Consider the following 17,428-nt stretch of genomic DNA (forward strand, 5'->3'; position numbering starts at 1 on the left):
CCGCGAAGAACGATGACGCGTAATACCTGAAAAACCGCGGTGCATTCTTCGCGGGCAAGCCACGCTCCCACAGGATTCTCGTCGCTCAAAATTGCTCGCCACAGTTCTGCACTTGGCCAGGCTCTGCTTTTTTTACTTCGTTCAGGCTTGCGCACTATATTGGTGCAATAGAGTGCACAGTACTCACAACACAACCCATTTTGGTTCGAAAGTACCCGCAAAAGCTGGCAGAACGCCACGCAAATGAGCGTCAAACGCCTGTTTCAGGCTCTAAACGCTTCTTTTCGGAGCCTTGGTTTGGTTTTTGCATTTTCCTCGTATCGGCGCGTTATTCATGCGCATGCCCTGCTCCAAAAGAGGTCCTGATGACCATTAGCGACGCACTACACCGCTTGCTACTCGACAACCTGACCACCGCAACCATTCTGCTCGACGCCGAACTGCGCCTTGAGTACATGAACCCGGCGGCGGAGATGCTGCTGGCCATCAGCGGCCAGCGTAGCCATGGGCAGTTCATCAGTGAGTTGTTCACCGAATCCACCGAAGCGCTGAACTCCCTGCGCCAGGCAGTCGAGCAGGCGCACCCGTTCACCAAGCGCGAAGCGATGCTCACCGCCCTCACCGGCCAGACCCTGACCGTCGACTACGCCGTGACACCGATCCTGAGCAATGGCAATACGTTGCTGTTGCTGGAGGTTCACCCGCGTGACCGCTTGTTGCGGATCACCAAGGAAGAAGCGCAGCTGTCGAAGCAGGAGACCAGCAAGATGCTGGTACGCGGTCTCGCCCACGAAATCAAAAACCCTCTCGGCGGGATTCGCGGCGCGGCTCAGTTGCTCGCCCGTGAATTGCCGGAAGAAAGCCTGCGCGACTACACCAACGTCATCATTGAAGAAGCCGATCGCCTGCGCAATCTGGTGGATCGCATGCTCGGCTCCAACAAATTGCCGTCACTGGCCATGTGCAACGTCCATGAAGTGCTGGAGCGCGTGGGCCAGTTGGTAGAGGCCGAAAGTCAGGGTTGCATCACTTTGGTGCGCGACTACGACCCAAGCATTCCAGATGTGTTGATTGATCGCGAACAGATGATTCAGGCCGTCCTGAACATCGTGCGCAACGCGATGCAGGCCATCAGCAGCCAGAACGAGCTGCGCCTTGGCCGCATCAGCTTGCGTACTCGCGCCATGCGCCAGTTCACCATCGGCCACGTGCGCCATCGCCTGGTGACCAAGATCGAAATCATCGACAACGGCCCGGGGATCCCCGCCGAGCTGCAGGAAACCATTTTCTTCCCCATGGTCAGCGGCCGCCCGGACGGTACCGGGCTGGGCTTGGCCATTACCCAGAACATCATCAGCCAGCACCAGGGCCTGATCGAATGTGACAGCCATCCAGGCCACACCACGTTCTCGATCTTTCTGCCACTGGAACAAGGAGCCACATCGACATGAGCCGTAGTGAAACCGTGTGGATCGTCGATGACGACCGTTCTATCCGTTGGGTCCTGGAAAAAGCCTTGCAGCAGGAAGGCATGACCACGCAAAGCTTCGACAGCGCCGATGGCGTGATGAGCCGCCTGGCGCGCCAGCAGCCGGACGTGATCATCTCCGACATCCGCATGCCGGGTGCCAGCGGTCTGGACCTTCTGGCGCGGATTCGCGAACAACACCCACGGCTACCAGTGATCATCATGACCGCGCACTCCGATCTGGACAGCGCTGTCGCGTCCTATCAGGGCGGCGCATTTGAATACCTGCCGAAACCGTTCGACGTTGACGAAGCGGTGTCGCTGGTCAAACGCGCGAACCAGCACGCCCAGGAACAGCAAGGCCTGGAAGTCCCGGTCGCCTTGACCCGCACCCCGGAAATCATCGGTGAAGCGCCGGCGATGCAGGAAGTGTTTCGCGCCATCGGGCGCTTGAGCCACTCCAACATCACCGTGTTGATCAATGGCGAATCCGGTACCGGCAAAGAGTTGGTGGCCCACGCGCTGCACCGTCACAGTCCGCGTGCGGCTTCGCCGTTCATTGCGCTGAACATGGCGGCGATCCCGAAAGACCTGATGGAATCCGAGCTATTCGGCCATGAGAAAGGCGCGTTCACCGGCGCGGCCAACCTGCGTCGCGGGCGTTTTGAGCAGGCTGATGGCGGCACGCTGTTCCTCGATGAAATCGGCGATATGCCGGCAGACACTCAGACGCGCTTGCTGCGGGTGTTGGCGGACGGCGAGTTCTACCGCGTCGGCGGCCATGTGCCGGTGAAGGTCGATGTGCGAATCATCGCCGCGACTCACCAGAATCTGGAAACCCTGGTGCATGCCGGAAAATTCCGTGAGGACTTGTTCCACCGCCTCAACGTGATCCGCATCCACATTCCACGGCTGTCGGACCGTCGCGAAGACATCCCGACCCTGGCCAAGCACTTCCTCAGCCGCGCCGCGCAAGAACTGGCGGTGGAACCGAAGCTGCTGAAAAGCGAAACCGAGGAATACCTGAAGAACCTGCCGTGGCCAGGCAACGTGCGTCAGCTGGAGAATACCTGCCGCTGGATCACGGTGATGGCTTCAGGTCGCGAAGTGCACATCAGCGATCTGCCGCCGGAGCTGCTGAGCTTGCCGCAGGACTCGGCGCCAGTGACCAACTGGGAGCAAGCGTTGCGTCAGTGGGCTGATCAGGCGCTGGCTCGCGGCCAGTCGAGTCTTCTGGACAGTGCCGTGCCAGCCTTCGAGCGGATCATGATCGAAACCGCCCTCAAACACACCGCCGGCCGCCGCCGCGACGCTGCCGTTTTGCTGGGTTGGGGCCGCAATACCTTGACGCGCAAGATCAAGGAATTGGGGATGAAGGTTGATGGTGGGGATGATGATGAGGGGGATGAGGGCTAGTCAGGCTTTCGTCGTTCTCTGGATCCATTCGCGGGCAAGCCTCGCTCCTACAGATCCGGTGTGAACCCCGAATGGTGGTTAATGCCGAACCTGTAGGAGCGAGGCTTGCCCGCGAAGCTTTTGAGGCCACCGTGCACCGACTGAATGCACCATGAACCGCAATCGCGCACGACAACCGATCTGAAACCCCGCCTTCACTTGCAAGAAAAACCCGATCGCAGAAACACAAAAGCCCCGAATTACGGGGCTTTCAGCGCTGCTCGACGGCTTTCTGTTGCAACTTGTTAAAAACTGGCACGCCCCCTGCATTAGTCCAATCAGTGATTCGATTCACTACCCAGTTTCGGGGACCTTGGTACAGGCAGGCCGGGGATTCCCCTCTTTACACCGGGCTCATACCGCAATTGCGACGAGCCCATCCCGTTTTGGGGTCCTTGGTACAGGCAGGCCGGGGATTCCCTCTTTACACCGGGCTCACGCCGCAATGCGCGAGCCCTCCCGTTTTGGGGACCTTGGTACAGGCAGGCCGGGGATTCCCTCTTTTATTGCTCTCGGAGATGGATCTCCAGCCGCCAGCGATCATCGACCTCGCTACCGGCCCACTCGCCCTGCAGCGGCCGGGCCGCCACCACCGTCAGCAACAAGCCCCCATCACTCAACCGCGTTCGCCAGTTCACATCCTTGCCGTTGAGCTTGAGCTGACCTTTCTGTGCACGGCCTTGCGCCTCGAACAACAGCGCCACGCTGCCGTCGACCAGCTCGCCGTGGGTTTTGGGTTCGTTGTTGAACCACACCACCAGCCCATCGTTCGTCACCTCGACCTGCTGCAAAACGCTGGGGTCGGGCGCGGTCAGGCGACCGATCATCAGGCCCACCATCATCCCGACAATCGCCAGCGAAGCCATCACCCGAGGGAATAGTTTCGAACGAGGGTCCTTTGGCGGCGTAGAATGCCCGTCATCTTTACCTTCGGAGCCGTGCATGTTTCACGTCATCCTTTTCCAACCAGAAATTCCGCCGAATACCGGCAACGTTATCAGGCTGTGCGCCAACAGTGGCTGCCACCTGCATTTGATCGAACCGCTGGGCTTCGAGATGGACGACAAGCGTCTGCGCCGGGCCGGCCTCGATTACCATGAGTATGCCACCCTGCAACGCCACGCAGACCTCCCCAGCTGCCTGGAAAGCCTCGGTCATCCACGGCTGTTTGCCTTTACCACCAAGGGCTCGCGGCCATTTCACGACGCCAGCTTCGCCGAGGGCGATGCCTTCCTGTTCGGCCCGGAAAGCCGTGGCTTGCCGGCCGAAGTGCTCGACGCGCTGCCCAGCGAACAACGCCTGCGTTTGCCGATGCGCGAAGGTTGTCGCAGCCTGAACCTGTCCAACACCGTGGCCGTCGCCGTTTACGAAGGCTGGCGTCAGCTCGGGTTCAAGTAACCCCGCGACTGATCGTTCCCACGCTCTGCGTGGGAATGCCTCAAGGGACGCTCCGCGTTCCAGCAGCACCACAGGCGTCGAGCCTGGCACCAGTGTGACGCGGAGCGTCACGGGCTGCATTCCCACGCAGAGCGTGGGAACGATCATCTCCCGCCCAAGAAAAAAGCGCCTGTTACGGCGCTTTTTTCATTACTGCATCGAACGCTTATTGAACTGTCGGGGTTTCGCCAGCCGCCTGCATGCGTTGCAGTTCTTGTGCGTACAGCGCGTCGAAGTTCACCGGGGCCAGCATCAGGGCCGGGAACGAACCGCGGGTCACCAGGCTGTCCAGGGTTTCGCGAGCGTACGGGAACAGGATGTTCGGGCAGAACGCACCGAGGGTGTGGCTCATCGAAGCATCGTCCAGGTTCTTGATCAGGAAGATCCCGGCCTGTTGCACTTCAGCGATGAACGCCACTTCCTCACCGTTTTTCACGGTGACCGACAGAGTCAGCACGACTTCGTGGAAGTCGCCTTCCAGAGCCTTCTGACGGGTGTTCAGATCCAGACCGACACTCGGCTCCCACTGCTGGCGAAAGATCGCCGGGCTTTTCGGGGCTTCGAAGGACAAGTCGCGTACGTAGATGCGCTGCAAGGAGAATTGCGGTGCGGTTTCTTCTTCGCTAGCTGCAGTGTTCTGTTGGTCAGTCATCTCAGATCCTTTCTGATCTCGGGTCTTGTAGGGTTGGCTATTTCAAGTAAGGCAGTCAGGCCTTGAGCAGGGCGTCGAGCTTGCCGGCGCGCTCCAGGGCAAACAAATCATCACAGCCGCCAACGTGGGTGTTGCCGATCCAGATCTGTGGCACGGACGTTCGTCCGGCTTTCTGAGCCATCGCGGCACGCACCTGCGGCTTGCCATCGACCTTGATCTCTTCGAAGGCTACGCCTTTGTTCTCGAGCAGGTACTTGGCTCGCGAGCAATAAGGGCAGTAATCGCTGGAATAGACGACGACGTTGTTCATATCACTTCACCAGCGGCAGATTGTCGGCTTTCCAGCTGGAAATACCACCGGACAGCTTGGCGGCGGTGAAGCCGGCTTTCATCAGTTCGCGGGCATGAGTGCCGGCAGTCTGGCCCATGGCGTCGACCAGAATGATGGTCTTGGCCTTGTGCTTTTCCAGTTCGCCGACGCGAGCGGTCAGTTTGTCGTGAGGAATGTTCAACGCGCCAACAATGTGACCAGCGGTGAAATCCTTGGTCGAACGAATGTCGATCACAACGCCCGCGTCCTTGTTTACCAGCCCGGTCAGTTCACCGGTGCTCAGGCTGCGGCCGCCGCCTTGCATCTGATAAGCGATCAGCAACGCCAGCAGTACGACGAAGATACCGACGAGCAAATAGTGGTTAGTGGCAAATTCAATCAGGTGAGCAACCATCGAAGGAGGTTCCAGGGCGTTAAAATGTCGGCCAGTATACACAGCCCCTATGGTGGGCCAAACCCCGTCCGGCGGTGACGGCGTCGGAACTTCGCTTTAAACTCCTACTCCCTTTTCCATCGCCCTCTTTTAATTCAGCCACGAGTGGAATCCATGACTACCACGCCTAAACCTTTGGTCCTGATTATTCTCGACGGCTTCGGTCACAGTGAGAGCCCTGAATCCAACGCCATCTATGCGGCGAAGAAGCCCGTACTGGACCGCCTGTGGGCTACCGTACCGAACGGCCTGATCTCGGGCAGCGGCATGGACGTCGGCTTGCCGGACGGCCAGATGGGCAACTCCGAAGTCGGCCACATGAACCTTGGCGCCGGCCGCGTTGTGTACCAGGACTTCACGCGCGTGACCAAAGCGATCCGCGACGGCGAGTTCTTCGAGAACCCGACCATCTGCGCCGCGGTGGATAAAGCCGTTGCTGCCGGCAAAGCCGTGCACTTCATGGGTCTGCTGTCCGATGGCGGCGTTCACAGCCACCAGGATCACCTGGTCGCCATGGCTGAACTGGCCTACAAGCGCGGCGCCGAAAAAATCTACCTGCACGCGTTCCTTGATGGCCGTGATACGCCACCGAAAAGCGCCCAGTCGTCGATCGAGCTGCTGGACGCGACCTTCGAAGCCCTCGGCAAAGGCCGGATCGCCAGCATCATCGGTCGCTACTACGCCATGGACCGCGACAACCGTTGGGATCGCGTGTCCCAGGCCTACAACCTGATTGTCGATGGCGCCAGCGAATTCAACGCCGCCACCGCACAGGAAGGCCTGCAAGCCGCTTACGAGCGTGGCGAAAGCGACGAATTCGTCAAAGCCACCAGCATCGGTGAGCCGGTCAAAGTTGAAGACGGCGACGCCGTGATCTTCATGAACTTTCGCGCAGACCGTGCCCGCGAGTTGACCCGCGTGTTCGTCGAAGACGATTTCAAGGAATTCGAGCGCGCTCGCCAGCCTGCACTTGCCGGTTTCGTCATGCTGACCCAATACGCCGCCAGCATCCCCGCACCATCGGCCTTCGCCGCGAGCAGCCTGGACAACGTGCTGGGCGATTACCTGGCGAAAAACGGCAAGACGCAGCTGCGCATCGCCGAAACCGAGAAGTACGCCCACGTGACTTTCTTCTTCTCTGGCGGTCGCGAAGAGCCGTTCCCGGGCGAAGAACGCATCCTGATCCCGTCGCCGAAAGTCGCCACCTATGACTTGCAGCCCGAGATGAGCGCCCCGGAAGTCACCGACCGCATCGTCGACGCCATCGAAAACCAGCGTTACGACGTGATCGTAGTCAACTACGCCAACGGCGACATGGTCGGCCATAGCGGTGTATTCGACGCGGCAGTCAAAGCGGTCGAGTGCCTGGACCTGTGCGTCGGCCGTATCGTCGATGCGCTGGAAAAAGTCGGCGGCGAAGCCCTGATTACCGCCGACCATGGCAACGTCGAGCAAATGTCCGACGAAACCACTGGCCAGGCGCACACCGCGCATACCACCGAGCCGGTACCGTTCATCTATGTCGGCAAGCGGGACTTCAAGGTCCGCGACGGCGGCGTGCTGGCGGATGTGGCACCAACCATGCTGATGTTGATGGGGCTTGAGAAGCCGGCGGAGATGACTGGCACTTCGATTCTGGTCTGATCAGATCCATCTGACGACGCCATACCTGTGGGAGCCTGTGTGGCGAGGGGGCTTGCCCCCGTTCGGCTGCGTAGCAGTCGTAAAACCATTGCATGCGGTGTATCTGATGCACCGCGATTGCAGATTTGGGGGCCGCTTCGCGACCCAACGGGGGCAAGCCCCCTCGCCACACAAGCCCCCTCCCACATTGGTTTTCGGTGTTTTTCTGTCCAGTTATCACACAACCCCAATTGGGCATTTTTTTTGCTGCGCTTGGCGGGCATACTAGGCCGTCCCTTTCCCTGGTGTCGCCCGCCTCTATGCTTCGCGTCCTGATAGCCCTTGCCCTGACTTGCCTGCTTCAACCGGCCTTTGCCGACGAGCGCACGCAAACCCAACAACAGTTGGACGCCACGCGTCAGGACATTGCCGAGCTGAAAAAACTGCTGGGTAAACTCCAGGAAGAAAAATCCGGGGTGCAGAAAGACCTCAAGGGCACCGAAACCGAGATGGGCAAGCTCGAGAAGCAGGTCGAAGCCCTGCAAAAAGAGCTGAAGAAAAGCGAATCCGAGCTGCAGCGACTCGATGTTGAGAAAAAAAAACTCCAGAGCGCGCGCATTGAACAGCAACGACTGATCGCGATCCAGGCCCGAGCGGCCTATCAGAATGGTCGTCAGGAGTACCTGAAGCTGCTGCTGAACCAGCAGAACCCGGAAAAATTCGCCCGCACCCTCACCTATTACGACTACCTGAGCCAGGCCCGCCTGGAGCAGCTGAAGAATTTCAACGAAACCCTGCGCCAACTGGCCAATGTCGAAAAAGACATCGGCCTGCAGCAGGCGCAATTGCTGGTGCAGAAAAGCAGCCTCGACAGCCAGCGTGATGAACTCGACAAAGTCCGCCAAGAGCGTCAGCAAGTCCTGGCCAAGCTCAATGACGACGTAAAGGCTCGCGATCAGAAACTGGCGGCACGCGAGCAGGATCAGGCGGACCTGTCTAAAGTCCTTAAAACCATCGAAGAAACCCTGGCCCGTCAGGCCCGAGAGGCAGAAGAGGCGCGGCAAAAAGCGCTGATCGCCCAGCAGGAAGCCGAAAAAAAGCGTTTACGTGAGGCTCAGGCTGAAGCAGATGCCAGCGATGCCCCACGCAAAACCGTTAAATCGACACCCGGCGCATTGGTTTCAAGTTCAGGCGAAACCTTTGGCGGCCCCTTTGCCTCCTCCCGCGGCAAACTTCCATGGCCGGTTGATGGTCGACTGCTGGCGCGCTTCGGTGAAAGCCGTGGCGACGATGCCCGCACCAAATGGGACGGCGTGATGATCAGCGCTTCCGCCGGCAGCCAGGTGCATGCCGTTCACGGCGGCCGCGTGGTGTTTGCCGATTGGTTACGAGGCGCCGGGTTGCTGGTGATCCTCGACCACGGCAACGGTTTTTTGAGTCTTTACGGTCACAACCAGACGCTGCTCAAGTCTGCCGGTGACGTGGTAAAAGCCGGTGAGTCCATCTCCACTGTCGGTAGCAGTGGCGGGCAGGACACACCAGCGCTGTATTTCGCTATTCGTCAGCAGGGTCACCCGAGTGATCCAGCGCAATGGTGTCGTGCGCAAGGATAAGTACGCCATCTACTTCAGGAGTTCGTTCGACATGCTGTATTTGTCCCGCCTTACCTCGCTGGCCCTGACGATTGCCCTGGTGATCGGCGCGCCGTTGGCGTTTGCTGCCCAACCGGCCCCGGCGGTCGCGCCTGCCGGCACCGCTGCGACCACCAAGGCGCCATTGCCGCTGGACGAGTTGCGCACCTTTGCCGAAGTCATGGACCGGATCAAGGCAGCCTATGTCGAACCGGTGGACGACAAGACCCTGCTGGAAAACGCCATCAAGGGCATGCTCAGCAACCTCGACCCGCACTCCGCGTACCTGGGCCCTGAAGACTTCGCTGAATTGCAGGAAAGCACCAGCGGCGAATTCGGCGGCCTTGGCATCGAAGTCGGCGCCGAAGACGGTTTCATCAAAGTGGTTTCGCCCATCGATGACACCCCAGCCTCCAAGGCTGGCATTCAGGCCGGCGACTTCATCGTCAAGATCAACGGCCAGCCGACTCGCGGCCAGAGCATGACCGAAGCCGTGGACAAGATGCGCGGCAAGATCGGCCAGAAGATCACCCTGACCCTGGTACGCGATGGCGGCGCGCCGTTCGACGTGACCCTGGTCCGCGCCATCATTCAAGTGAAGAGCGTGAAGAGCCAGCTACTGGAGTCCGGCTACGGCTACATCCGCATCACCCAGTTCCAGGTCAAGACCGGCGAAGAGGTCTCCAAGGCCCTGGCCAAGCTGCGCAAGGACAACGGCAAGAAGCTCAGCGGTATCGTCCTCGACTTGCGTAACAACCCGGGCGGCGTACTGCAATCGGCGGTGGAAGTGGTCGACCACTTCATCACCAAGGGCCTGATCGTCTACACCAAGGGCCGCATCGCCAACTCCGAACTGCGCTTCTCCGCCACCGGCAAGGACGAAAGCGAAGCCGTGCCAATGGTCGTGCTGATCAACGGTGGCAGCGCCTCGGCCTCGGAAATTGTCGCCGGCGCCCTGCAGGATCAGAAACGCGCCGTGGTCATGGGCACCACCAGTTTCGGCAAAGGCTCGGTCCAGACCGTGTTGCCGCTGAACAATGAACGCGCACTGAAAATCACCACGGCGCTGTACTACACGCCGAACGGCCGCTCGATTCAGGCGCAGGGCATCGTCCCGGACATCGAAGTGCGCAAGGCCAAGATCACCAACGAGCAGGACGGCGAGTACTTCAAGGAAGCCGATCTGCAAGGTCACTTGGGCAATGGCAACGGCGGCGCCGACAAACCGACCGGTTCCGGCGGCAAAGCCAAGGCCATGCCGCAGGATGACGATTACCAGTTGGCCCAGGCCCTGAGCCTGCTCAAAGGGCTGAGCATCACCTCCGGACGCTGAGATGCGCCGGCGGTTGTTCCTCGGTCTGCTGTGCTGTCTGGCAGGTGTCGCTCACGCGGCGCCAGCCACAACAGCGGCCACACCCCACAAGGTTTATCTGAGCCTGATCATCGATGACCTGGGGCAGAACCTGCCCCGGGATCGTCGCGTGCTGGCCCTGCCCGGCCCCGTCACCACCGCAATCATGCCCGATACTCCCCACGCCACCGAGTTTGCCCGCGAAGCCCATCGTGCCGGCAAGACCGTCATCCTGCACATGCCCATGGACCCGGCCACTGGCCCGTTCGCCTGGCATCCCGAATTGCCCCTCGAAGAACTCGAGAAACGCCTGGACGCGGCGTTCAAGGCGGTGCCGTATGCCGCCGGCATCAACAACCACATGGGCAGCCGCATGACCGCTCGGCAACCGGCCATGGCTTGGTTGATGGCGGAGTTGCAGCGTCGGCACAAGTTCTTCGTCGACAGCCGCACCAGTGCGCAAACCGTGGCGGCCGCCGAGGCGCAGAAGATTGGTCTGGCGAGCATTTCGCGGGATGTGTTCCTGGATGACGAGCCCACTGAAGCGGCGATTTTTACTCAGCTACAGACGGCAATCAGCTTGGCGCGCAAGCAGGGTTCTGCAGTGATGATCGGGCATCCGTATCCGCAGACATTGGCGGTGCTTGAACGTGAATTGCCCAAGCTCAAGGCTCAGGGCATTGACTGGATCGACATCAAATTGATGATCAGCGTGCGGGGCAATCGCGCGACAACTGCGCATGGCAAGGATGGGGTTTACCGCTAACCTGCCGCACCACAAAACCACTGTGGGAGCCTGCTCGCGATCGCGATATATCAGACAACAATGATGTCGACTGACACTCCCTCATCGCGAGCAGGCTCGCTCCCACATTGGTATATGCATGGCGAAAGATTGGGCATTGAGCGCTACAAATACCGCGACATGATCTCGTCCACCACGCCTTCCTTGCGCAGTTGATCCAACGCGGCTTGCAGCTTGGCGACGGTTTCGTCCGGCACGTCTTTGTTCAGTGCCAGGTACAGTTCGGCACTGTTGAAGCGCAGCACGGTCTTGAGACCGGTCACGCCATCCTGTCGGGCGAGGTAACGCCCGGCCGGATCACCGGTGGCCCACAGGTCGATCAGGCCGTTGACCAGTTTTTTTGCGTTGTCCTGATCGCGCAGCACAACGATCGGCTTCAGTCCTTGCTTGGCCAGGGTCTCGGCAATCGCATCGCCCTTGTAAGCGCCAATCTTGTATTTGCGCGCCTGCTCCAGCGACTCGAGGGTGATCTTGCTATCGGCCTTGGCCAGCAGAATCCAGTCGTCCGGACCAATAGGGCCGACCCACTTGAAGAGTTTCTCGCGGTCCGGCAACCGCGCCATCACGAACACGCCATAGCCGGGTTTTTCCAGGGCGAGTTTGTAGATTCGCTCCCAAGGGAAACGCAGTGTCAGGCTGTAGGTAATGTCGGCGCGCTTGAACATCTCACGGACAATGTCCACGGCAATGCCGTTGATGTTCTCGTCCTGAGCGAAGTTTTTGCCATTCTTCGCCATGTTGTACGGCGGGAAGTTTTCCGTCAGCAACACCAGACCGGTGCCGGGATTTTCTTCGGCGTGAACTCCGTTGATGAACAACAGAGCAGCGCTGGCGAGGACAAGAAGAAGACGTTTAAGCATGTCGGACTACCGGAATCCATGGCGTGCCCAAGAGTGCCTTGAGCCCGCCATACTGTCCACTGGCCTGTACTGTTTAACGCATCACGATGCCGCGATGCGCCATGTAGGCCTTGGCTTCCTGCACGGTGTATTCGCCGAAGTGGAAAATACTCGCCGCAAGCACCGCGCTGGCGTGGCCTTCGAGGATACCGTCGGCCAGGTGCTGCAGGTTGCCGACACCGCCGGACGCGATCACCGGAATCCCCAGTGCATCGCTGATGGCGCGGGTGACGCCCAGGTCGAAGCCGTTTTTCATGCCGTCCTGGTCCATGCTGGTCAGCAGGATTTCACCAGCACCGAGGCCTTCCATCTTCTTCGCCCACTCAACGGCGTCGAGACCGGTTGGCTTGCGACCACCGTGAGTGAAGATTTCCCAGCGCGGAGTTTCGCCCGGACCGGAAACTTTCTTCGCGTCGATGGCAACGACAATGCATTGCGAGCCGAAATGCTGAGCCGCTTCGCCGACGAATTCCGGGTTGAACACCGCAGCGGTGTTGATCGAAACCTTATCCGCGCCGGCATTGAGCAAGTTGCGAATGTCCTGCACGGTACGCACACCGCCACCCACGGTCAGGGGGATGAACACCTGGCTGGCCATGCGTTCGACGGTATGCAGCGTGGTGTCGCGACCGTCGACGCTGGCGGTGATGTCGAGAAAGGTAATCTCGTCGGCACCTTGCTCGTCGTAGCGACGGGCGATTTCCACCGGGTCGCCGGCGTCGCGAATGTTCTCGAACTTGACGCCCTTGACCACCCGGCCGTTATCCACGTCCAGGCAAGGGATGATGCGTTTGGCCAGCGCCATGGTCAGTCCTCAGCCTTTATACGAATCGCAGAAAGCTTGCGCTTCAGCGACATCGAGGGTGCCTTCGTAGATCGCCCGGCCGGTGATGGCGCCGATGATGCCTGGCGCCTTGGCGTCGAGCAGCGACTTGATGTCACCCAGATTGTGGATACCGCCGGAAGCGATCACCGGAATCTTCGTCGCAGCGGCCAGGGCGGCGGTGTACGAAACGTTGCAGCCCTGCATCATGCCGTCTTTGGCGATGTCGGTATAAACGATCGCGGATACGCCGTCGGCTTCGAATTGCTTGGCCAGGTCAATCACCTGAATGGTGCTGATTTCAGCCCAACCGTCAGTGGCGACAAAACCGTCTTTGGCATCCAGGCCGACGATCACTTTGCCCGGGAACGCGCGGCAGGCTTCAGCAACGAAAGCCGGATCTTTCACGGCTTTGGTGCCGATGATCACGTAGCTCACGCCCGCTTTCACGTAGTGTTCGATGGTTTCCAGGGAGCGGATACCGCCGCCGATCTGGATCGGCAGGTTCGGGTAGCGCTTGGCGATGGCGGTGACCACCTCGCCGTTGACCGGCTGGCCTTCGAAGGCACCGTTCAGGTCGACCAGATGCAGACGACGGCAACCGCCCTCCACCCACTTGGCAGCCATGCTCACCGGGTCATCGGAGAACACCGTGGAATCTTCCATGCGGCCCTGGCGCAGACGAACACAGGCACCGTCTTTAAGATCGATAGCGGGAATAATTAGCATGCTTTTCCTTCGTCAAAGAGCGGCAAGCTGCAAGCTACAAGCTGCAAGCGAGCGGTGTACCAATTCTTGCAGCTTGAAGCTTGCGGCTTGAAGCTGCCCCTATTCTTTCTCGAGCGCCCACAGGTCGCTTTCGATGCTTTCGAACCTCTCTTTGAGGTGCGTCTGCACATCGAAAATCGCCCTGTTGTAATAGTGCGGAGCAATTTCGCGGGTAAACAGCTCAAGGATTTCAGCCGCTTCGAACGAACCCAGGTCCAGCTCGAAGCGGTCTTCCATGAAGCGTTTGATCTTGTGATTGGCCTCGTTCTCCTGTTCGGGAGTGAGGGTCAGGATCGGCGGCTTCTTCTTGGCAGCCATTTACCAGCGACCATCCCACGCCGCGAAGTTCTGCAGCAATTGCAGGCCATGGGTATGGCTCTTCTCCGGGTGGAACTGCACAGCGAAACGCGAGCCATCGGCCAGCGCCGCAGCGAAATCGACCCCGTAGTGACCGCTACCGACCACCTGCCGCGCATTGCCGGCAGCGATGTAGTAGCTGTGCACGAAGTAGAAACGCGCCAGGTCCGGAATGTTGTGCCACAGCGGATGCTCTACCGTCTGCTTCACTTCGTTCCAGCCCATGTGCGGCACTTTCAAGTGTTCGCCGTCTTCGTGCAGGTCTTTGCCGAAGAACTTCACCGCGCCCGGAAACAGACCGATGCAGTCGACGCCGTCGTTCTCTTCACTGCTGTCGAGCAAGGCTTGCATGCCCACGCAGATGCCGAGGAACGGACGGTCCTGGCTGACTTCGCGCACCAGCGAATCGAAGCCCAGGCGACGGATCTCCGCCATGCAATCGCGAATCGCACCAACGCCGGGAAAAACCACCCGGTCGGCTTCGCGAATCACATCGGCATCGCTGGTGATCAGCACCTTGCCGGCACCGACATGCTCGAGGGCCTTGGCCACCGAGTGCAGGTTGCCCATGCCGTAATCGATAACCGCGACCGTCTGCATTACAGAACGCCTTTGGTCGAAGGCATTTGCCCGGCCATGCGGTCATCCAGCTCCACAGCCATGCGCAGGGCGCGGCCGAAAGCCTTGAACACGGTTTCGATCTGGTGGTGGGTGTTGGTGCCACGCAGGTTGTCGATGTGCAGGCTGACGAGGGCGTGGTTGACGAAGCCCTGGAAGAATTCCTGGAACAGGTCAACGTCAAAGCCGCCGACGGTAGCGCGGGTATAAGGAACATGCATCTGCAGGCCAGGACGGCCGGAGAAGTCGATCACCACACGCGACAGCGCTTCATCGAGCGGCACATAGGCGTGGCCGTAGCGACGAATGCCTTTCTTGTCGCCGATGGCTTTGGCAAAGGCCTGACCCAGGGTGATACCGACGTCTTCCACGGTGTGGTGGTCGTCGATATGCAGGTCGCCCTTGCTGACAATATCCAGGTCGATCAGCCCGTGACGGGCGATCTGGTCCAGCATGTGCTCAAGAAAAGGTACACCGATATCAAATCGGGCCTTTCCGGTGCCATCCAGGTTGATCGAGGCTTTGATCTGGGTTTCCAGAGTGTCGCGCTCGACAGACGCCATACGTTCGGCCATCACCAGCTCCGCAAAAAATCATTGGGGCGAAAAAGGCAGCCATTATAGGGTCGCGGGCGCTAAACAGAAACACGAGAGGTGATATCACTGACGGAGTGAGTCCCCTGCCGTCGGGGATATACTTGTAAAGACATGTAGGAGCGAGGCTTGCCCGCGAAAGCGATATACCAGACAGACCGCATTATCGTTCTTCGCGAGCAAGCTTCGCTCCTACAGGGATTGCAGCGCGCCCGACATGTCGGGCGCGAGGTTATTAATGGAACAACACCGCAGTTTTCTGCAGGGTCACCCAAACACCCCACGCCAACGGAATACCCACCACCAGCCACGCAGCCACCGCCAATGGCTTGGTGCCCGCATCCGCTTTCCATTCCAGCACGGTGCTGGCATCAGCCCCTTTGTCGTGGCCCAGCGCCTGTTCGGCCGCCAGCTCAGCGTCAGTCATGAAGTACTTGTCGGCCACCGGGCGAACCATCAGGTTGCACAGGAAACCCAGCACCAGCAGGCCCGCGAGGATATACAGGGTGATGTCGTAAGCCGCAGCACGTTCAACGCCGATGCTCAGCTGATACTCGCGCAGGTAGTTCACCAACACCGGCCCCAACACACCCGCTGCCGCCCAGGCCGTCAGCAGACGACCGTGGATCGCACCGACCATTTGCGTACCGAACAAGTCAGCCAGGTAAGCCGGCACCGTCGCAAAACCACCGCCGTACATCGACAGGATGATGCAGAAGGCCGCCACGAACAGCGCAACGTTGCCCAGGTGACCGAGGTTGGGGATCAGCGCGTACAGCGCGAAACCGAGGGCGAAGAACACGAAATAAGTGTTTTTGCGACCCAGGTAGTCCGAGAACGAAGCCCAGAAGAACCGGCCACCGATGTTGAACAGGCTCAGCAAACCGGTGAAACCGGCCGCAATCGCTGCGATCGAGGCCAGTTGCCCAGCGTCCAGCTGACCAAACGTCTGGTCGGTGCCCAGCAATTTACCGGCGAAGACTTCCTGCAACAGCGGCGAAGCCATGCCGAGGATGCCGATACCCGCCGAAACGTTCAGGCACAGCACCAGCCACACCAGACGGAATTGCGGGGTCTTCCACGCCACATTCACGTGCACGTGACGGTGAGTGATCATCGCGTTCGAGGCTTTTTTCGCCGGAGCAGTCCAGCCTTCAGGCTTCCAGCCGGTTGGTGGAACGCGGTAGGACAGCGCGCCACCGATCATGAACACGAAGTAGATCGCGGCCATTACCAGGAAGCTCTGCCACACGCCCACGCTGGTTGGCGAAGCGAAGTGCCCCATCAGCGCTGCAGCCAGTGGAGCACCCACCATCGCGCCGCCACCGAAGCCCATGATCGCCATGCCTGTGGCCATACCGCGTTTGTCCGGGAACCACTTGATCAGGGTCGACACCGGCGAGATGTAACCCAGGCCCAGGCCGATACCGCCAATGACCCCGGAGCCGATCCACATCAGCCAGATCTGGTGGGTATAGACCCCCAGCGCCGAAATCAGCAGACCACCACACCAGCACAGTGCCGACACAACACCGGCCTTGCGAGGACCTGCGTGTTCCAGCCAGCCGCCCCAGATTGCTGCCGAGCAGCCAAGGAAGATGAAGAACAGGGTGTAGATCCAGCCGAGCATCGAGATCGGCCAGTCGCATTGAGACGAAAAGACCTGAGCGATGAAGCTCATGTCCGGTGCGCAAGTCACGGCCTTGGTGACGCCCAGGGCTTTGGACAACGGCAACCAGAACACCGAAAAGCCGTAGGCCATGCCGATGCACAGGTGGATGGCCAGCGCGGCCGGTGGTACCAGCCAACGGTTAAAACCGGGCTTGGCGATGATGCGTTCCTTGGACAGGAACGCGGGCTGGTCGGCTTTGATGCCGTCCGCCGTGATGCTCGTAGTCATGGTGTTTCCCCCAATTATTAGTATTGTTCGCCAGCCGTTCTTCACCCCCAGCCTTTATGCACGCAGGCATGACTGTTTTTAGGTGAAGCTCCATTTTGGTGCGACATCACGTCGCAGAAGGGACGGACGAACGGGCAGAGGTTACCATTTGCACGTGACAGAAAAACCAAACTGATATCACCTTTTGTATGTCATCTGATCTCGTACCACCGGACGAACATGTGTTCACCCGGTAGGAGCTGCCGAAGACTGCGATCTTTTGACTTTCTCTTCAGGTTACAAAA

The 17,428-nt window shown here is 59.7% G+C and carries 18 protein-coding genes; 7 read left to right on the forward strand and 11 right to left on the reverse strand.

From position 1 onward, the window contains the following. The first annotated feature begins 365 nt into the window (after window positions 1-365). Together glnL and ntrC are read left to right on the forward strand one after the other, a co-directional pair. Complete coding sequence (gene glnL / locus PMI18_RS22215) at window positions 366-1,451, forward strand: nitrogen regulation protein NR(II) (RefSeq protein WP_007897402.1); 1,086 nt, start codon at window positions 366-368, stop codon at window positions 1,449-1,451. Next, entirely contained in the window at window positions 1,448-2,884 is a 1,437-nt protein-coding gene (gene ntrC, locus PMI18_RS22210) for a nitrogen regulation protein NR(I) (protein ID WP_007897405.1), read from the forward strand. The genes glnL and ntrC overlap by 4 nt, the downstream gene beginning before the upstream one ends. Before the next feature lie 542 nt (window positions 2,885-3,426). On the opposite strand, the gene PMI18_RS22205 is transcribed toward ntrC, so the two are convergent. Next, window positions 3,427-3,867, reverse strand: a complete 441-nt coding sequence (locus PMI18_RS22205) for a hypothetical protein (RefSeq protein WP_081499827.1) — start codon at window positions 3,865-3,867, stop codon at window positions 3,427-3,429. On the opposite strand from PMI18_RS22205, the gene PMI18_RS22200 reads away from it, so the two are divergent. After that, window positions 3,866-4,321: a tRNA (cytidine(34)-2'-O)-methyltransferase gene (locus PMI18_RS22200; RefSeq protein WP_007897408.1), complete on the forward strand. Its 456-nt coding sequence runs from the start codon at window positions 3,866-3,868 to the stop codon at window positions 4,319-4,321. The genes PMI18_RS22205 and PMI18_RS22200 overlap by 2 nt on opposite strands. A 205-nt stretch (window positions 4,322-4,526) precedes the next feature. On the opposite strand, the gene secB is transcribed toward PMI18_RS22200, so the two are convergent. Genes secB through PMI18_RS22185 form a run of 3 tightly spaced genes read right to left on the reverse strand, consistent with a single transcriptional unit; the run spans window position 4,527 to window position 5,737 of the window. Further along, a complete protein-coding gene (gene secB / locus PMI18_RS22195) occupies window positions 4,527-5,012 on the reverse strand; it encodes a protein-export chaperone SecB (RefSeq protein WP_007897410.1) in 486 nt (161 codons plus the stop codon). A gap of 55 nt (window positions 5,013-5,067) precedes the next feature. Continuing rightward, on the reverse strand, window positions 5,068-5,322 hold the full coding sequence (gene grxC / locus PMI18_RS22190; protein ID WP_007897411.1) for a glutaredoxin 3: 255 nt from the start codon (window positions 5,320-5,322) through the stop codon (window positions 5,068-5,070). A gap of 1 nt (window position 5,323) precedes the next feature. Next, a complete protein-coding gene (locus PMI18_RS22185) occupies window positions 5,324-5,737 on the reverse strand; it encodes a rhodanese-like domain-containing protein (protein ID WP_007897412.1) in 414 nt (137 codons plus the stop codon). 153 nt (window positions 5,738-5,890) lie between these two features. Here PMI18_RS22185 and gpmI point away from each other — a divergent pair, with 153 nt between their 5' ends. The 4 genes from gpmI (at window position 5,891) to PMI18_RS22165 (ending at window position 11,147) form a co-directional block, all read left to right on the forward strand. Next, window positions 5,891-7,420, forward strand: a complete 1,530-nt coding sequence (gene gpmI, locus PMI18_RS22180; RefSeq protein WP_007897413.1) for a 2,3-bisphosphoglycerate-independent phosphoglycerate mutase — start codon at window positions 5,891-5,893, stop codon at window positions 7,418-7,420. A 299-nt stretch (window positions 7,421-7,719) separates the two neighbouring features. Beyond that, window positions 7,720-9,012: a murein hydrolase activator EnvC family protein gene (locus PMI18_RS22175; protein ID WP_007897414.1), complete on the forward strand. Its 1,293-nt coding sequence runs from the start codon at window positions 7,720-7,722 to the stop codon at window positions 9,010-9,012. Between the two features lie 31 nt (window positions 9,013-9,043). Continuing rightward, window positions 9,044-10,363, forward strand: a complete 1,320-nt coding sequence (locus tag PMI18_RS22170) for a S41 family peptidase (RefSeq protein ID WP_007897415.1) — start codon at window positions 9,044-9,046, stop codon at window positions 10,361-10,363. 1 nt (window position 10,364) lies between these two features. After that, window positions 10,365-11,147 carry a divergent polysaccharide deacetylase family protein gene (locus PMI18_RS22165; protein WP_007897417.1) on the forward strand — a complete coding sequence of 261 codons (783 nt, stop codon included), beginning with the start codon at window positions 10,365-10,367 and terminating at the stop codon, window positions 11,145-11,147. A gap of 143 nt (window positions 11,148-11,290) precedes the next feature. Here the strand turns inward: PMI18_RS22165 and PMI18_RS22160 are convergent, their stop codons facing one another. From PMI18_RS22160 to PMI18_RS22130, 7 genes are all read right to left on the reverse strand, one after another. After that, entirely contained in the window at window positions 11,291-12,046 is a 756-nt protein-coding gene (locus PMI18_RS22160) for a substrate-binding periplasmic protein (RefSeq protein ID WP_007897418.1), read from the reverse strand. Between the two features lie 73 nt (window positions 12,047-12,119). After that, window positions 12,120-12,890, reverse strand: coding sequence for an imidazole glycerol phosphate synthase subunit HisF (hisF, locus tag PMI18_RS22155; RefSeq protein WP_007897430.1), 771 nt, complete (start codon window positions 12,888-12,890; stop codon window positions 12,120-12,122). A 9-nt stretch (window positions 12,891-12,899) separates the two neighbouring features. Continuing rightward, window positions 12,900-13,637: a 1-(5-phosphoribosyl)-5-[(5-phosphoribosylamino)methylideneamino]imidazole-4-carboxamide isomerase gene (gene hisA / locus PMI18_RS22150; protein WP_007897434.1), complete on the reverse strand. Its 738-nt coding sequence runs from the start codon at window positions 13,635-13,637 to the stop codon at window positions 12,900-12,902. A gap of 99 nt (window positions 13,638-13,736) precedes the next feature. Continuing rightward, window positions 13,737-13,994, reverse strand: a complete 258-nt coding sequence (locus tag PMI18_RS22145) for a DUF2164 domain-containing protein (RefSeq protein ID WP_007897435.1) — start codon at window positions 13,992-13,994, stop codon at window positions 13,737-13,739. Then, window positions 13,995-14,633, reverse strand: a complete 639-nt coding sequence (hisH, locus tag PMI18_RS22140; RefSeq protein WP_007897436.1) for an imidazole glycerol phosphate synthase subunit HisH — start codon at window positions 14,631-14,633, stop codon at window positions 13,995-13,997. Then, window positions 14,633-15,226 carry an imidazoleglycerol-phosphate dehydratase HisB gene (gene hisB, locus PMI18_RS22135; RefSeq protein ID WP_007897437.1) on the reverse strand — a complete coding sequence of 198 codons (594 nt, stop codon included), beginning with the start codon at window positions 15,224-15,226 and terminating at the stop codon, window positions 14,633-14,635. The genes hisH and hisB overlap by 1 nt, the downstream gene beginning before the upstream one ends. Window positions 15,227-15,479: 253 nt before the next feature. Continuing rightward, window positions 15,480-17,144, reverse strand: a complete 1,665-nt coding sequence (locus tag PMI18_RS22130; protein ID WP_007897438.1) for an OFA family MFS transporter — start codon at window positions 17,142-17,144, stop codon at window positions 15,480-15,482. Between the last annotated feature and the right edge of the window lie 284 nt (window positions 17,145-17,428).

This window comes from Pseudomonas sp. GM102, from assembly GCF_000282555.1.
Lineage (GTDB): Bacteria > Pseudomonadota > Gammaproteobacteria > Pseudomonadales > Pseudomonadaceae > Aquipseudomonas.

Bases quoted from the DNA above. Each gene is read 5' to 3' on its own strand.
- glnL (WP_007897402.1), top strand. From the start codon at position 366: ATGACCATTAGCGACGCACTACACCGCTTGCTACTCGACAACCTGACC.
- ntrC (WP_007897405.1), top strand. From the start codon at position 1,448: ATGAGCCGTAGTGAAACCGTGTGGATCGTCGATGACGACCGTTCTATC.
- PMI18_RS22200 (WP_007897408.1), top strand. From the start codon at position 3,866: ATGTTTCACGTCATCCTTTTCCAACCAGAAATTCCGCCGAATACCGGC.
- PMI18_RS22205 (WP_081499827.1), bottom strand. From the start codon at position 3,867: ATGCACGGCTCCGAAGGTAAAGATGACGGGCATTCTACGCCGCCAAAG.
- secB (WP_007897410.1), bottom strand. From the start codon at position 5,012: ATGACTGACCAACAGAACACTGCAGCTAGCGAAGAAGAAACCGCACCG.
- grxC (WP_007897411.1), bottom strand. From the start codon at position 5,322: ATGAACAACGTCGTCGTCTATTCCAGCGATTACTGCCCTTATTGCTCG.
- PMI18_RS22185 (WP_007897412.1), bottom strand. From the start codon at position 5,737: ATGGTTGCTCACCTGATTGAATTTGCCACTAACCACTATTTGCTCGTC.
- gpmI (WP_007897413.1), top strand. From the start codon at position 5,891: ATGACTACCACGCCTAAACCTTTGGTCCTGATTATTCTCGACGGCTTC.
- PMI18_RS22175 (WP_007897414.1), top strand. From the start codon at position 7,720: ATGCTTCGCGTCCTGATAGCCCTTGCCCTGACTTGCCTGCTTCAACCG.
- PMI18_RS22170 (WP_007897415.1), top strand. From the start codon at position 9,044: ATGCTGTATTTGTCCCGCCTTACCTCGCTGGCCCTGACGATTGCCCTG.
- PMI18_RS22165 (WP_007897417.1), top strand. From the start codon at position 10,365: ATGCGCCGGCGGTTGTTCCTCGGTCTGCTGTGCTGTCTGGCAGGTGTC.
- PMI18_RS22160 (WP_007897418.1), bottom strand. From the start codon at position 12,046: ATGCTTAAACGTCTTCTTCTTGTCCTCGCCAGCGCTGCTCTGTTGTTC.
- hisF (WP_007897430.1), bottom strand. From the start codon at position 12,890: ATGGCGCTGGCCAAACGCATCATCCCTTGCCTGGACGTGGATAACGGC.
- hisA (WP_007897434.1), bottom strand. From the start codon at position 13,637: ATGCTAATTATTCCCGCTATCGATCTTAAAGACGGTGCCTGTGTTCGT.
- PMI18_RS22145 (WP_007897435.1), bottom strand. From the start codon at position 13,994: ATGGCTGCCAAGAAGAAGCCGCCGATCCTGACCCTCACTCCCGAACAG.
- hisH (WP_007897436.1), bottom strand. From the start codon at position 14,633: ATGCAGACGGTCGCGGTTATCGATTACGGCATGGGCAACCTGCACTCG.
- hisB (WP_007897437.1), bottom strand. From the start codon at position 15,226: ATGGCCGAACGTATGGCGTCTGTCGAGCGCGACACTCTGGAAACCCAG.
- PMI18_RS22130 (WP_007897438.1), bottom strand. From the start codon at position 17,144: ATGACTACGAGCATCACGGCGGACGGCATCAAAGCCGACCAGCCCGCG.